Here is a 13400-nt window from a genome sequence, read left to right as displayed (position 1 = left end):
GCGGAAAGCCGGTCGCGCCCGAGCTGATTTCATCAGTTCTTCGAAGGAATCCGGGCGACCATGCGCAGCGAAGTGGTCAGTTCCTCCATCTGCAGCCACGGACGCATCCAGGCGACGGCGTTGTAGGCGCCCGGCCTGCCGGGGATTTCCTGAACCGTGACTTTGGCCTCGCGCAGCGGATATTTCGCCCGCGACTCCTCGCCGGCGTCATCATTGGCGTTGACATAGTTGGAGATCCAGCGATTGAGCCAGGCCTCGCAATCCTCCGCTTCCATAAAGGAGCCGATCTTGTCGCGGCCCATGACCTTGAGATAATGGGCAAAGCGCGAGGTCGCCATCATATAGGGCAGGCGGGCGGAAACAGCCGCATTGGCGGTTGCCTCGGGCCGGTCGTAGAGCTTCGGCTTGTGCGCCGTCTGCGCCCCGAAGAACACCGCGTAATCGGTATTCTTGTAGTGGCAGAGCGGCAGGAAGCCGAGCTTGCCGAGTTCGGCATCGCGGCGATCGGTGATGCCGACTTCCGTCGGGCATTTCAGATCGAGATCGCCGTCGTCGCTGGAGAAGATGTGCATCGGCAGGCCTTCGACCTTGCCGCCGTTTTCCGCGCCGCGGATGGCGGTGCACCAGCCGTTCTTGGCAAAGGCTTCGGTCAGCCGCGTGCCCATCACGTAGGCCGCATTCATCCAGCAATAGGAGCCGTGCGGCAGTTCGCCGGTCTTGGAGCCGCCGGTCTCGTCGAAGTTGAACTCCTCGATCGGGCTGGTCTTCGGGCCGTAGGGCATGCGGGCGAGCACACGCGGCATGGCGAGCGTCACGAAGCGGGAATCATCGCTGTCGCGCAGGCTGCGCCACTTGGCGTATTCGACCGTCTCGAAGATTTTTTCGAGGTCGCGGGGTTTTGCCAGCTCGCGGAAATCCTCGAAGCCGAACATGCGCGGGCTCGCCGCCGAGATGAACGGGGCGAAGGCGGCGGCGGCGATCATCGAGACGCCCTGGAGCAGCTGGACGTCGTCGAAGGAATTGTCGAATTCATAGTCGCCAATCAGCGCGCCCATCGGTTCGCCGCCTGGTGTGCCGAATTCGTCTTCGTAGACGGACTTGAAGAGCCGGGACTGATCGAACTCGACGGCCTTGGCGAGATCCTTGGCGACGTCTCGCTTGGATGCGTTGAGCACGCGGATCTTCAGGTTGGCGCTGGTCTCGGTATTCTTGACCAGATAGTGCAGGCCGCGCCAGGCGCCTTCGAGCTTGGTAAATTCCGGCGACTGCATGATCGCCGCGAGCTGGCTCGAGATCGCCTTGTCGATCTCGGCAATGGCGTTGTTCAAGGTGATCGTCAGGTTACGATCATAGGTGACGGTGCCCTTCAGGGCTTGATCAGTCAGGGTGCGCAGAAGATCCTGCGCACGGTCGGGCTCGGTCTGGCGGGTTGCCGCAACGACCTTCGAGAGCAGGTTCTCATCGGGTGCGAAGCCTACCTCTTCCTTTGTCTGCAATTGCGTTTCGGCGGTCATCTATCGATCCTTTTTTGCGAAAGCGGCGGCCCTCGGGCTGTGAGGGGTTCCCTTCAAAGGGGCCGCTGCCGGACAACGACTCTTCAGGAATTCGCGCGGGCCGCGATCGGCCCGCGATCCCAGGCACTCAGTTCAGAACGTCCTTCGCCTCTCCGGCTTTGCCGCCGCCAAGCTGGGCCACCAGCTGCGAGAGATCGGCCTTGTTCTGCAGGATATCCTCCAGTAGACGCTCGAGCTCCTCGGAGCGGTCCGCCTTGCTCATCAGGTCGCGCAGCTGGTTGCGGGCGTTGAGCAGCGCCTTCAGCGCCGGCACCTGATCGACGACCGCGCCGGGTTCGAAGTCGGCCATGCTTTCGAATTTCAGCGAGACCGGAAGCTCCGTTCCGTCTTTCTCGAGAGTGTTCTCGACCGAAAGCGTGAGACCCGGCGTCATACGGCGCATGACGTCGTCGAAATTGTCGCGGTCGATCTGCACGAACTTGCGCTCGCCGAAAGCCTTGAGCGGCTGGGTGGGATTGCCGGAGAAGTCGCCGAGCACGCCGACGACAAAAGGCAGCTCCTTCACCACCATCGCGCCTTCGGTTTCCACTTCATATTTGATATGGACCCGCGGCTTGCGAACCCGTTCCAGTTTCTCATGTACACTTGCCATCGAGGCTCTCCTTCGTCTCATCGGCGGATTACGAATTGCGGATGCTCCAGATTGCGGCCGGGCTGGGCCCGACCTCAGGCCGCTAGCCTCCCTTGTCGGTTACGGGCTGTATGCCGGCCGCCGTCAGCACTGCATTGCGCGTATGCTGCTCAGGCAGGAGCTCGGCAAGAAGCTCGGAAAAATCCATGCGGCCGCGACGCACCAGCGTCTCGATCGACATGGAGATCGGTGAATGGGGTTCGGTACGACGGAAATAGCGCGCAACGGCAGCGAGCAGTTCGAAGGCCTCTTCGCGCGAACGAATCGCCTCCGCGCCGAGGGGCCGCACGCGGGCGGCCTCGGACTCGCCGATTTCGGCTGCCGGCAGCGGCTGGGAGCCGTGCGAGGCAGGGGTTTCGGATATGGCCGAGGGAGCCTCGATGCCGGCGAGCATCCGGATTGCAGAGGCCGCTTCTTGCAAAGCATTGCGTGTATTCGAACTCGGCGGCGCCTGGTCCCCGCAGTGTATGTCAAGTATTTCGATCATGCGATCGAAAGCGGCGATGCACTCCGTCACCACGCTGAGATGGACTGACATTTGAGCGACACCGGCTTCTGCCGCCGCCTGCTGCAATTCCTTGCGCCGCTCGGCTTCGTTCGACCGCTGCGAAAGCTGGAAATCCCAGAGCGTAAACTGTGCGAATTTTCCGTCGGGGATCAACGAAGTCAAACGAATAGCCTGGATAAGCGTGCCTTCGCCGCCCACGCCGTTAAGGCCTGCAAAAGGCGCGAACCGCTCCTCGAAATCGCTGTCTCCGATCGAGTGCAAAGTGTCGAAATGCTTGTCCAAAAGCGACGCGGTTGCAACGTAGACGTCGCGCAATCCTGAGAAGCCGCGCAGCCGCAGCTGCGCTTCCGCAAGCCAGGCCAATACTTCTATGTCTTTGCTGCGGGAAGAAAGGATTTGCAATCCAAGATTGCTAACATCGTGCCAAGCAGGCGCAATTGTAATAACGTCTCCTGGTGAAATACTACGTTCGGCTGTACGTGCGGCGTTTCTGGCATCTTTAATTCTATAGTATATTTCACGCAATGCAGTATTAATCCGAACGTTTTCTCCGCACGGATAATTTTCTTCGAGTGGATCTATGATTTTTCGGACATTCACGCTGTTAAATACCTCAAAAATCAAAACATACCGCGGCGGCCCAACATTTTGTGCGGCTTGTATTGGCTTGTCAACCATCTCTCGATGATGACGGATTTATGACGACTTCCAGATATGCTCATTTCGAAAAATAGAGTCGTTTTTCTTCTGGACAAGGGTTTATGATCGCCCTAGTTGTTGCTTCGCATCACGAGGGCGCACTGAATTTCGTCGAATAAACGGGACTTGCGGATGTCGAATATCGATCTCAATCGTCTGATAAGAACGCTTGAGCCCAATTTACGCGTCGGACTTGAGACAGCGGCTTCGCTCGCCGTGCGCCACCAGCATGCCGTCGTGGACGTCGCGCATTGGCTTCGCTCCCTTCTTGATATTGCGGCGTTTTCGGCCGTTTTCGAGGAGCTCAAGCTTTCCTCGGAAATGCTGAGAACGGAGCTGGACGCGGCTATCGCCGATATTCCGCGAGAGGACGGCGCGGCGCTGGCGCTCTCCCCCAATCTGCTGGCGCTGGGGCGGGAATCCTTTCTGGTTGCATCGCTGCAGTGCGGCCGTAATGTCGTGCTGCTGGCTGATCTGCTCGCCGCCCTGACCGGCGATTCGGCATTGCGGGTAGTCGTCCGCGGCATCGCCCCCTCGATACGCAATCTCGACCCGGCAATGCTCGACAAATTGCTGGAGAAGGCGGCCGCTGGCCCGTCGGACCAGCTTTCGGTGCCCACCGCGACATCGGCAGGCAATGAATTTCTGCGGCTCTATACGCACGACATGACGGCCGACGCCCGCGCGGGCCGCATCGATCCTGTTATCGGCCGCGACGCTGAGTTGCGGCAGCTGATCGATATCCTGACGCGCCGTCGGCAGAACAACCCGATCCTCGTCGGCGAGGCGGGTGTCGGCAAGACCGCGGTTGCCGAAGCGCTCGCATTGGAGATCGCCGCCGGCAATGTTCCGGCCCGGCTGAAGGATGTGAAGCTGCTGCTGCTGGATCTGAGCCTGTTGCAGGCCGGCGCCGGCGTCAAAGGCGAGTTCGAACGGCGCCTGCATGGCGTGGTCGACGCGGTAAAGACGTCCTCGGAGCCGATCATTCTGTTCATTGACGAGGCGCACGGGTTGATCGGCGCCGGCGGACAGGCAGGGCAAGGCGATGCCGCAAATATCCTGAAACCGGCTTTGGCGCGCGGAGAACTCAGGACGATCGCGGCAACGACCTGGAGCGAATACAAGCGCTTCATCGAGAAGGATGCTGCCCTGACCCGCCGCTTCCAGACCGTGCTTGTCCGCGAGCCGGACGAAGAGGCCGCAATCCGGATGCTGCGCGGCGTGGCGCAAAGCCTGAAAATCCATCACAAGGTGCGCATCCGCGACGAGGCGATCGTCGCCGCCGTCCGCCTTTCGGCGCGATACCTGCCGGACCGGCAGCTTCCCGATAAGGCGATCAGCCTGATCGACACGGCTGCCGCCGCCGTGGCGCTGGCTCGCCAGACGAGGCCGGAGGCTTTGAAACTGCTTACCGACGAACGCGATCTCCTGGAAACCGAGGCGAACTGGCTTGCGCGAGAACCCGAGACACCGGAAAAGGCGGCCCGGCTTGGCGAAATCGCCGTCAAGCAGCAGGAGATCGTTGCGCAGATCGAAGCGCTCCGGTCGCAGTTCGAGGAAGAAAATCGGCTCGTCCGCGAGGCCGACCGGCTGGAGGATTTCTTCTCGCCGGACGACGCCATCGTCCCGTTGGCGCCGGCGGACAGTGGCGACGGCACGAATGTTGCGCCTTTCCCGCCGCAGGCCATGACCGCGGAAGCCGCCCGCGCCGCCTTTGCCGTGACCGAACGGACACTTGCGGCGGTGGCGGATCAAACGGCCCTGCTGCCGCGCGTTGTCGACAAGGACGTCGTTGCATCAATCGTTGCCCGCTGGACCGGAATTCCCGTCGGCAAGCTGTTGGCCGACCAGATCGAAACCGTCAAGACGCTCGATGCCCGCCTGAAGGAGAGGGTGCTCGGCCAGGACGCTGCGATCGAACGCATCGCTTCGGCCATGCGGGCCGCCCGCGCCGGACTCTCCGATCCGCGCCGGCCGCCGGCCGTCTTCCTGCTCGTCGGCATGTCCGGCACCGGCAAGACCGAGACGGCGCTGTCGCTTGCCGACATGCTCTATGGCGGCAGCCGGTATCTCACGACCATCAACATGTCGGAGTTCAAGGAGGAGCATAAGATTTCCATGCTCCTCGGCTCGCCGCCCGGTTACGTCGGTTATGGCGAAGGCGGCGTGCTGACCGAGGCGGTGAGGCGCAGGCCCTACGGCGTGCTGCTGCTCGACGAGATCGACAAGGCCCACCCCGGCGTTCAGGAAATTTTCTATCAGGTGTTCGACAAGGGAACGCTGCGTGACGGCGAAGGCCGCGACATCGATTTCAAGAACACCACCATCGTCATGACCGCCAACACCGGTTCGGAAATGATCGCCGCACTTGCCGCCGATCCCGAGACGATGCCGGGGGCGGAAGCGCTGGAAGCGATTCTGCTGCCGGAATTGCAGAAGCATTTCAAGCCCGCCTTCCTCGGCCGCACGACTGTGCTGCCCTTCATGCCGCTTGGGCCGGAGACGCTGTCCGGCATTGTCGACATCCAGATCGGCCGCATCCGCGAGCGGGTTGGCGCGAGCTACGGCACGGCGCTTTCACTGTCTGCGGAGGCTCGGCAGGCGCTGATTTCGCGCGCCCGCATGAGCGAGATGGGCGCTCGCGCAATCGAGGTCATGATCGCGCGCGACCTCCTGCCTGTTCTTTCGACCTATTTCCTCGATGCCGTCGCGGCCGGGAAAAAGATCAAAGGGATCGCCATCAATTATGACGGCCATCGCTTCGGCCTCGACGCCGAGGAGGCCGCCGCACAGGAATTCGGCACGCCGGGGGAAAGCCGGTTGTCGGATGAAGTAGCCCCGAGCCGCAAACGCGCTCGGGGAGCAGGACGAAGAAAGGCGACTACGCCTTAGACGCAACTAGGCACTCAACCGCCAATAGGAGAGCTTACAGAATGCCGATTTATCTTCAGATCGACGGTATCCAGGGTGATGCGACCCACGAGCAGCATCGCAAGTGGATGGATATCGAAGCCATCCACTGGAACGTTTCCCGCAACATGAACACCTCCGCTGGTTCGGCGGCCAACCGCGAAGCTTCCGAGCCGACCGTTTCGGAAGTGATCCTCACCAAGGTCAGCGACTCCTCGTCGACCAAGCTCTTCCAGGAGGCCTGCTCTGGCCGCACCGGCAAGCGCTCGGTCATCCATCTCGTCACCACGGGCAATCCCGGCGATACCTATATCGAGTATTCCCTCGAGAACACGCTGATCGCCAGCTACTCGATCGATTCCAACGGCGACCGCCCGGTCGAGACGATCAAGCTGAACTTCACCAAGATGGAGGTGAAGTACACGCCTTACGACGACAAGCACTCGCCGCAGTCGCCGATGATCGCTTCCTACGATCTGGCGACCACCAAGGCCGCTTAATATCCGACTGGAGCGGCCGCCTTTCATTATGGCGTCCGCTCACTTCATTGTCGTCGCGGGCTGAAGGAAGTCTTTCCCATGAGCGGATTGGACATCGATAATGTCAAACTGACGAACTACCATCTTATCGTCGAGGAAGTCTTCGACGAAAGTGTTTTCGGCATGGTGGCGCCCAGCTTCAAAATTAAGGGTGTCAAGGGAATCGGCACCAGTCATCTTCAGGTGATGCGCAGCGTCTACACGCTTGCGATCGGCGAAGATGTTTACTTCAAGGGCAGCAAACTACAGGGCTCGCCGGGCGTGAGGGAACTGCTATCGGAATTCTTTGAATCCGGAACGCAGCTGACGACCCGTCCAAACGGCCGCACGACGGTGATGCACCGCTATCTCGGCAAGAAGAACATCTTCACAGCCAAGGCGCTGGAGCACTACAAGACCTCCGTCACGTTGAATTTCCTTCGCATCTACGGCGAGGATCCGGCGCCGACGCGTCTGCTCTACGGCAATCCGGCAGTGACCTTCATCCAGAAGACCGGGGAACGGCCGATGGCAGCAGCCTATTTCAACGGCAACAACAATCGGTTGGAACTTCTTCACTATTTCGATCGGCGCACCCTTGTCGACGGCTTCCTGAAACGCTTCTCGGAAGCATCTGCTGAGGCCGTAGGCTAAGAAGGTCTCTATCGATCAACGATATGTCGTCGGCAATCTGAACTCTTTGATTTTGTGAGCTGGTGGATGAAGTCTTCGCTCGGCAATGGCCGTAATTTGCGCAATGCGTGGAAGCGAGATAGCTGGATGGGCCCTGTCATGGCCATCCTGCTGCTTGTCGGCGCAGCGCCGGTCCAAGCGCAGCAGTCCGATATCTGGCGGATGAGCAACCAGCAGCTCCTGGAAGCGCTCAAGGGCGATGCCGCGCCTGATATCATGAATCCGGAACTTCGCCGGCAAACCTCGTACGAGCGTGGCGCGGCCTATGTCGCCGGCGTTGCCGATGCGACAGATGGAAAGACCTGGTGCATTGAAGGCGGTGTCCTCATTCACGAGCTGACGGACCGCGTCTTCAGCCATCTGCAAACACTGGCACCGGAGGCTCTGCAGCAGAATGCTGCGATCTCTGTGTCCGCCGCCCTCAGCAAATCCTTTCCCTGCACAGAAAAATGATTTTGGAGCCGACATGATCAACGTAGCTTTCGATGAGCTTTACGCCAATTATCCGAGCAGCACCACATATCGGCCTAACTATGTCAGTCAGCAGGATCTTTTTCGCGAGCTTGGTTGGGACGCGCTTCTGAACAATCCGCTCTACGCGAATACCTGCGCCGTGCGCGTCAGCCTCGCCTTCGTGAGGTCCGGCATCAAGATCTCCCCGAAATCTCACAATATCCTCAAGGGAGCACACGCCAACAAGGGCCTGGAGGTCTCCATGCGACGGCTCGCCGATCTCTTGGCGACCACTCGGTATCTCGGCAACTACGAATCCTACACCTCCAAGACGGCGCAATCCGGTATTGGAGCCCGCAAGGGCGTCGTCGCCTTCAACGGCATACCGGGTTATCGGGGAGGCGGGCATATCGATCTGGTCATCGGGGCCGCCGACGCGGCTCAGTGCGCCTCTTCCTGCTACTACCAATCCCAGTCGATCTGGTTCTGGCCGCTCCTGTCGAGCCGCACGTCTTAAGGTTTGAGGTCAACTCATGAACGATCAGCCCTCTGCCGCCGACTTCATCCAGGCGAACCGTATTCTGAAGATCGTCTCGCCGCTCGGCGAGGACCAACTTCTGCCGGAGCGCGTGACGATCGATGAAGGCATTTCTTCGCTCTTCGAAATGAAGGTTTCCGCGCGCGCCAAGAAACCGTCGGTCAAGCCGGAGGAGCTGATCGGCCGGCTGATGGATGTCTCCGTGGAAGTGCAGCAGGGGGATGGCGAAGGCGCCGTGCGCCGGCCGTTCAACGGGCTGGTGACCGAACTCAACGAAGGGCCGCCGATCACCCGTGGGCTGCGCTCCTACTCCATGGTGCTGCGGCCGCAGATGTGGCTGCTGTCGCGCCGCTCCGACTGCCGCATCTGGATGGACAAGACCTCGATCGACATCGTCGAGACGCTGTTTTCCGAACACGGCATCCCGGCACCCGACACCTCGGGCGTGATCACGCCACCGCCGCCGCAGCATTATTCGGTGCAGTGGAACGAAACCGACCTTGCCTATCTCACCCGCCGTTTCGAGGAGGACGGGCTGTTCTACTGGTTCTCCCACGAGGACGGCAAACACAAGCTGCATGTGGCCGACAGCGCCCAATCCTGGCTCGGCCCCTCGCCATCGGCGCAGGGGGAGGGTCGGGTTCGCCTGGCCCAGGGCTCCGCCGACCGCAACCACATTACCGAGTGGAGCCGGCGTTATTCCTACGTGCCGGGCCAGCGCGCCGGCGCCGACTGGAACTTCGAAACCCCGCGCATGGTGCCAGGCACCATGACCCCGTCGCTCGTGCAGATGCCGGAGGCGACCAAGCGCGAACTCTACGAATATCCGGCGCGCATTTCTTCCGTCGCCGAGGCGGAGCGGGCGGAAAAACTGAGGATGCAGGCCTCCGAAGCCGATCACGACCGGGTCTTCGGCGGCTCGACATCCCGCATCCTGGAGGCGGGACGCCGCTTCACCCCCTATGAAGTCGCCCATCCCGATCATGTCTATGAGGAGCATGTGGTGGTCAAGGCGACCCATACCGTCGTCGACCGCTCCTACGAGACCAACAGCAACGAGCCGGAATATACCAATACCTTCGAAGCGGTGCCGTCGCGGGTGCCGATGACGCCGCACCGCGAGACGAAGCGGCCGCGCATCGAGGGCACGCAGGTGGCGATCGTCGCCGGCCCTGCCGGCGAGGAGATCCATCCCGACCAGTACGGCCGCATCAAGCTGTGGTTCCCCTGGGACCGTAAGGCCAAGAAGGACGGCTCCGACACCTGTTGGGTGCGCGTCAGCCAGGTCTGGGGCGGCGGCACCTGGGGCGCGCAGGTCATTCCGCGCATCGGCATGGAGGTGATGGTCGCCTTCGTCGATGGCGACCCCGACCGGCCGCTGGTAACGGGCGTAGTGCCGAACCCCTCCAACACGGTCCCCTACGATCTGCCGGCCAACAAGACGCGCATGGTCATGCGCTCGAATACGCATAAGGGCACCGGCTTCAACGAAATGACCTTCGAGGACGAGGCCGGCCAGGAAAACATGTTCTTCCATGCGCAGAAGGACCAGACGACACGCGTGCTGAACGACCGCACGAAGCGCATCGACCGGCACGAGGTCTCAGCGATCGGCGCGAACCGAACGGTCGAAGTCGGCGGCAACCAGAAACACGAAGTCGGCGGTTCGATGAACACCGTCGTCGGCGGCACGGGGCCGATGGCCATGGCGCTGATGGGGGCTGTCACCGGCCTTTCCGGGCATACGGCCGGGCTGCTGGCGCAGGCTGGGCAAATTGCAGGCGGCGGTGGGCCGGGGCTTGCGGCCTTTGCCGGTACGCTTGCGTCGTCAGCGCTCGGTTTCTTAGGCGCCGGTGGTCTTGGCAGCCGTGAGGGGGTCGTCTCGGGACCAAGCCCGCGCGCCGATGCCGGTACGGCACTTGCCGGTTCAGGGACCGGCGTGGGCGATGCGGCTTCAGGCCTCTTCCCGCTTCCCGGCATCATGAACACCATTGTCGGCTCGTTCAAATCCGACACGATCGGCATCGCCCGCGCCGAGCAGATCGGCGTCAGCAAGGTGACCAATGTCGGCCAGACATCGCTGGAGAGCGTCGGCAAGTTCAAGAAGATCGCCGTCGGCGAGGAATTCGTCATCGAATGCGGCGATTCCAAATTCATCATGAAAGCCAATGGCGAAGTGATCATCCTCGGCAAGACGTTCAACTTCGTTGCGACCGGACACTTCCAGATGCGCGGCAAGCCGATTGATCTGAACTGAGGAGGAAGTTCGCTTGGAACTGATCAACCGGCTTCCCTTTCCGGCTATGGCCTTCCGGCAGTTCGATGCGAACGGGGATTTGGATTGTGTCGTGTCGGTTCGTGGCACGTTCGAACATGTTCAAAACGACAGATTGCGGTTACGTCGCGAGCAGGAATACTTCCAGTGGGAGGACGCCTATGACGGCGACCCCCATGCCAGCCCTCTCCTGCGCCAGACCGATCTCACGCCAGAGAAGGTAGGCACCGACATCACTTTCCTCGGCAATGCCTATGCGCCGGGCAGCACTCCAGCATCGTCATGGCAGGTCGGTCTGCGCGTCGGACAGCTCTCCAAAAGGCTTGAAGTCCATGGCGCGCGCTTCTGGCGCCCCGTCATCAAGGAAAAGTGGGCCGGCTTTTCGGCAAAGGAAGCCAAGCGAGTGCTGACGGATTGGCAGTTGAGCGAAGCCGAACAGGCATTGTCGGTACCGATGTGCTGGAGCAAGGCCTATGGTGGACAAATTCCCGGTACGGGCGATCCGGAGACCGAAACGCCCGCCGATGTTGAAGCGCGCAATCCGCTCGGCTGCGGCATCGTCAATCTCGACATGTCGACGGATCATGCAGCTGTCGCAGCACCGCAAATTACTCTGCCGGGACTGACGCTGAACTGGCGCGAGCCGGCCGAGCCCCAGGGATTGGGCTTGGTGTCGCCTTGGTGGCGATCTCGCCAGCAATATGCCGGGACCTATGACGATGCTTGGCTCAACGACCGTCACCCGCTTCTGCCTAGGGATTTCGACGCACGCTTCTGGCAATGCGCCCATCCAGATCTCACAGCAGTTCCTTATCTGACCGGGGACGAAGGTTACCAGTTGGATGATTTGCACCCCCAGTTTGCGCGTGCCACCGGGCGACTGCCCAGCATAACGCTGGGGGTCCACTGCCTTTGCGAGGACGAGGATCAGGACGAATGGCATGTGTTGAAACTGGATGGCGTACATTTCGACTGGCGAAACGATGATCGAGTAATGCTGACCTGGCGGGTTCGCTTCCCGTTGTCTAAAGCGGAGAAAGGAAAACTGACGCTGACGCGTGTTCAACTAAGGACTCCAGTCGCCGAAATCCCGGAGAGGGAGATCGCATGAGCATCCCTCGCGACAATTATGTTGGCGACCCCCACTACCCCGCGCCCTGGACGACGATGCAGCCGCGAGAAGGACTGCGCGATCTCGACGAGGCGAGGATCGTGTCGCTGTCGCCGGATGTCTGCCTTACTCCCGTCGGGTCGTCCGTCGTTCCAATCCCCTATCCGGTCGTGGATTTCTGCGGCCACGACAGAGACTATACGCCCTCCGTCCGCTTCACCGGCAAGAAGGTGATGGTCATGCGATCCTGTACGACGCATGTGCATGGCGATGCTCCCGGCGTACGCAAAGGCGTCAGATCGGGAACCGTCGAAAGCATCTGCGAACCAATCGGCCATGCGGCTGAGGTGCGGGCGGAAAGTTCTCACGTTATCCGTCATCTGGACCGTTTCTGGATGAATAACCGGAATACGCAGGGCGAAGCGATCTTCGTGCGCGACACCAGCACCTACGCTGCCCTTCTGGATGACGATCCAATACGAGGATCGCTTCGCTCCCAGTCGAAACCCATTCAACTGGCTTTCGATTCCAGCAGCCCTGAAGGCCAGAGGCTGCTGAGGCAATTTATGGGAGATGCGCTGGAGAAGGCGCCAGCACCGGCAAAGATACCCATTCCGCCAAAGATCCCAACCCCGCCTGCGGGCGGTTCGATACTGCAGCGCCTCGGAATATTCGGGAAAGTTCTGGGGCCAGTCTTATTCCTGACCAGTGGCGGTACGCCTGATTTGGACAATGCAATCCTTGCGGAGAATGCGGCGGAGAGAGAACTGGCCGGCATTCATCCTCTTGGAAGCGCGGAAACCGCTCTCTATGATCAAACAAAATCACGAATAGCCAAGCATCTCTTTGACGCCTATGGCGATCCGTTTTCGGGGCCTGACGAAGACTACATCGCCAAGGAGCGCGATTATCTCAAAAAATCTATTGAGATCGAGAGGAGCAAAAAGCTTCCGGTGGCTTTGGAGAACGGCGTTCGGGTCGATACGGAGGAGAAGGATAAATGGCCATGCGTCGTCGGTCCATATAAGTATGTCGAGACGATCTGCCCCGGTGAGGCGCACCACATTATTCCCGACATGGTGTATCGTTTGGGCACGGCGCCGGAAACGCAGGCAGAGAAAGATTCCACCGCAGGACGCATCCCGAATTCGCCGACCTATAACCAGGGACAGGCTATTTGCCTTTCACCTGGGATGCATCGTACTGATGACGATGCGGTTCACAAGTCACTCAATCCGGCCCTCGCCAGCTTAGGAAAGAACTATAATCCTCAGGGGACGGCTCCGCTCGGTAAGATCAGAGATGAGGCACACAAGGCGATTGATCAGATCGAGGAGTTGCCCGAGAAATGTAAAAAAATGGCAAAGGATGCGGCGGACGCCCAGGTCAATATCAAATTCAGACAACCTGGTCGCACTACGCTACGACCTCCCCGGTTGCCGGGTGGACAACGCGTGATCGATGTCCTGAAGGCCGGCACTTATTGAGGA

At 60.6% G+C, this 13400-nt stretch carries 11 protein-coding genes; 8 read left to right on the top strand and 3 right to left on the bottom strand.

The annotated features are described in order from the left end of the window. Nucleotides 1–32: 32 nt before the first annotated feature. The 3 genes from tssC to tssA form a co-directional block, all read right to left on the bottom strand. Nucleotides 33–1514 carry a type VI secretion system contractile sheath large subunit gene (gene tssC, locus A7X77_RS16925; RefSeq protein WP_064684021.1) on the bottom strand — a complete coding sequence of 494 codons (1482 nt, stop codon included), beginning with the start codon at nucleotides 1512–1514 and terminating at the stop codon, nucleotides 33–35. A gap of 127 nt (nucleotides 1515–1641) precedes the next feature. Further along, complete coding sequence (gene tssB / locus A7X77_RS16920) at nucleotides 1642–2166, bottom strand: type VI secretion system contractile sheath small subunit (protein WP_064684020.1); 525 nt, start codon at nucleotides 2164–2166, stop codon at nucleotides 1642–1644. A gap of 82 nt (nucleotides 2167–2248) precedes the next feature. Further along, nucleotides 2249–3313, bottom strand: a complete 1065-nt coding sequence (gene tssA, locus A7X77_RS16915) for a type VI secretion system protein TssA (RefSeq protein ID WP_245293769.1) — start codon at nucleotides 3311–3313, stop codon at nucleotides 2249–2251. Nucleotides 3314–3544: 231 nt separating this feature from the next. Between tssA and tssH the strand changes: the two genes are divergently transcribed. From tssH to A7X77_RS16875, 8 genes are all read left to right on the top strand, one after another. Beyond that, complete coding sequence (gene tssH, locus A7X77_RS16910) at nucleotides 3545–6304, top strand: type VI secretion system ATPase TssH (RefSeq protein ID WP_064684018.1); 2760 nt, start codon at nucleotides 3545–3547, stop codon at nucleotides 6302–6304. 41 nt (nucleotides 6305–6345) lie between these two features. Next, nucleotides 6346–6822 (top strand): Hcp family type VI secretion system effector, encoded by a 477-nt coding sequence (locus tag A7X77_RS16905; RefSeq protein WP_009990920.1) that lies wholly within the window; start codon nucleotides 6346–6348, stop codon nucleotides 6820–6822. Between the two features lie 78 nt (nucleotides 6823–6900). After that, the gene (locus A7X77_RS16900; RefSeq protein WP_064684017.1) at nucleotides 6901–7494 is read left to right on the top strand and encodes a hypothetical protein; all 594 of its coding nucleotides are present in this window, start codon (nucleotides 6901–6903) and stop codon (nucleotides 7492–7494) included. A 126-nt stretch (nucleotides 7495–7620) separates the two neighbouring features. Next, entirely contained in the window at nucleotides 7621–7986 is a 366-nt protein-coding gene (locus tag A7X77_RS16895; RefSeq protein WP_082928824.1) for a Rap1a/Tai family immunity protein, read from the top strand. 13 nt (nucleotides 7987–7999) lie between these two features. Further along, on the top strand, nucleotides 8000–8503 hold the full coding sequence (locus A7X77_RS16890; protein ID WP_245293759.1) for a type VI secretion system amidase effector protein Tae4: 504 nt from the start codon (nucleotides 8000–8002) through the stop codon (nucleotides 8501–8503). A 16-nt stretch (nucleotides 8504–8519) separates the two neighbouring features. Continuing rightward, complete coding sequence (gene tssI, locus A7X77_RS16885; RefSeq protein WP_064684016.1) at nucleotides 8520–10781, top strand: type VI secretion system tip protein TssI/VgrG; 2262 nt, start codon at nucleotides 8520–8522, stop codon at nucleotides 10779–10781. A gap of 13 nt (nucleotides 10782–10794) precedes the next feature. Beyond that, entirely contained in the window at nucleotides 10795–11910 is a 1116-nt protein-coding gene (locus A7X77_RS16880; RefSeq protein WP_064684015.1) for a DUF2169 family type VI secretion system accessory protein, read from the top strand. Continuing rightward, the gene (locus tag A7X77_RS16875; RefSeq protein WP_064684014.1) at nucleotides 11907–13397 is read left to right on the top strand and encodes a DUF4150 domain-containing protein; all 1491 of its coding nucleotides are present in this window, start codon (nucleotides 11907–11909) and stop codon (nucleotides 13395–13397) included. Before A7X77_RS16880 ends, A7X77_RS16875 begins: the two co-directional genes overlap by 4 nt. Nucleotides 13398–13400: the final 3 nt, after the last annotated feature.

The sequence above is a fragment of the Rhizobium bangladeshense genome, assembly GCF_001662075.1.
Classification (GTDB): domain Bacteria; phylum Pseudomonadota; class Alphaproteobacteria; order Rhizobiales; family Rhizobiaceae; genus Rhizobium; species Rhizobium bangladeshense_B.
Note: the sequence above shows the minus strand (reverse complement) of the source record. Positions and strands in the feature narration are given on the sequence as shown.

Excerpts from the sequence above, each read along its gene's own strand:
- tssC (WP_064684021.1), bottom strand. The coding sequence starts at position 1,514 with ATGACCGCCGAAACGCAATTGCAGACAAAGGAAGAGGTAGGCTTCGCA.
- tssB (WP_064684020.1), bottom strand. The coding sequence starts at position 2,166 with ATGGCAAGTGTACATGAGAAACTGGAACGGGTTCGCAAGCCGCGGGTC.
- tssH (WP_064684018.1), top strand. The coding sequence starts at position 3,545 with ATGTCGAATATCGATCTCAATCGTCTGATAAGAACGCTTGAGCCCAAT.
- A7X77_RS16905 (WP_009990920.1), top strand. The coding sequence starts at position 6,346 with ATGCCGATTTATCTTCAGATCGACGGTATCCAGGGTGATGCGACCCAC.
- A7X77_RS16900 (WP_064684017.1), top strand. The coding sequence starts at position 6,901 with ATGAGCGGATTGGACATCGATAATGTCAAACTGACGAACTACCATCTT.
- A7X77_RS16895 (WP_082928824.1), top strand. The coding sequence starts at position 7,621 with ATGGGCCCTGTCATGGCCATCCTGCTGCTTGTCGGCGCAGCGCCGGTC.
- A7X77_RS16890 (WP_245293759.1), top strand. The coding sequence starts at position 8,000 with ATGATCAACGTAGCTTTCGATGAGCTTTACGCCAATTATCCGAGCAGC.
- tssI (WP_064684016.1), top strand. The coding sequence starts at position 8,520 with ATGAACGATCAGCCCTCTGCCGCCGACTTCATCCAGGCGAACCGTATT.
- A7X77_RS16875 (WP_064684014.1), top strand. The coding sequence starts at position 11,907 with ATGAGCATCCCTCGCGACAATTATGTTGGCGACCCCCACTACCCCGCG.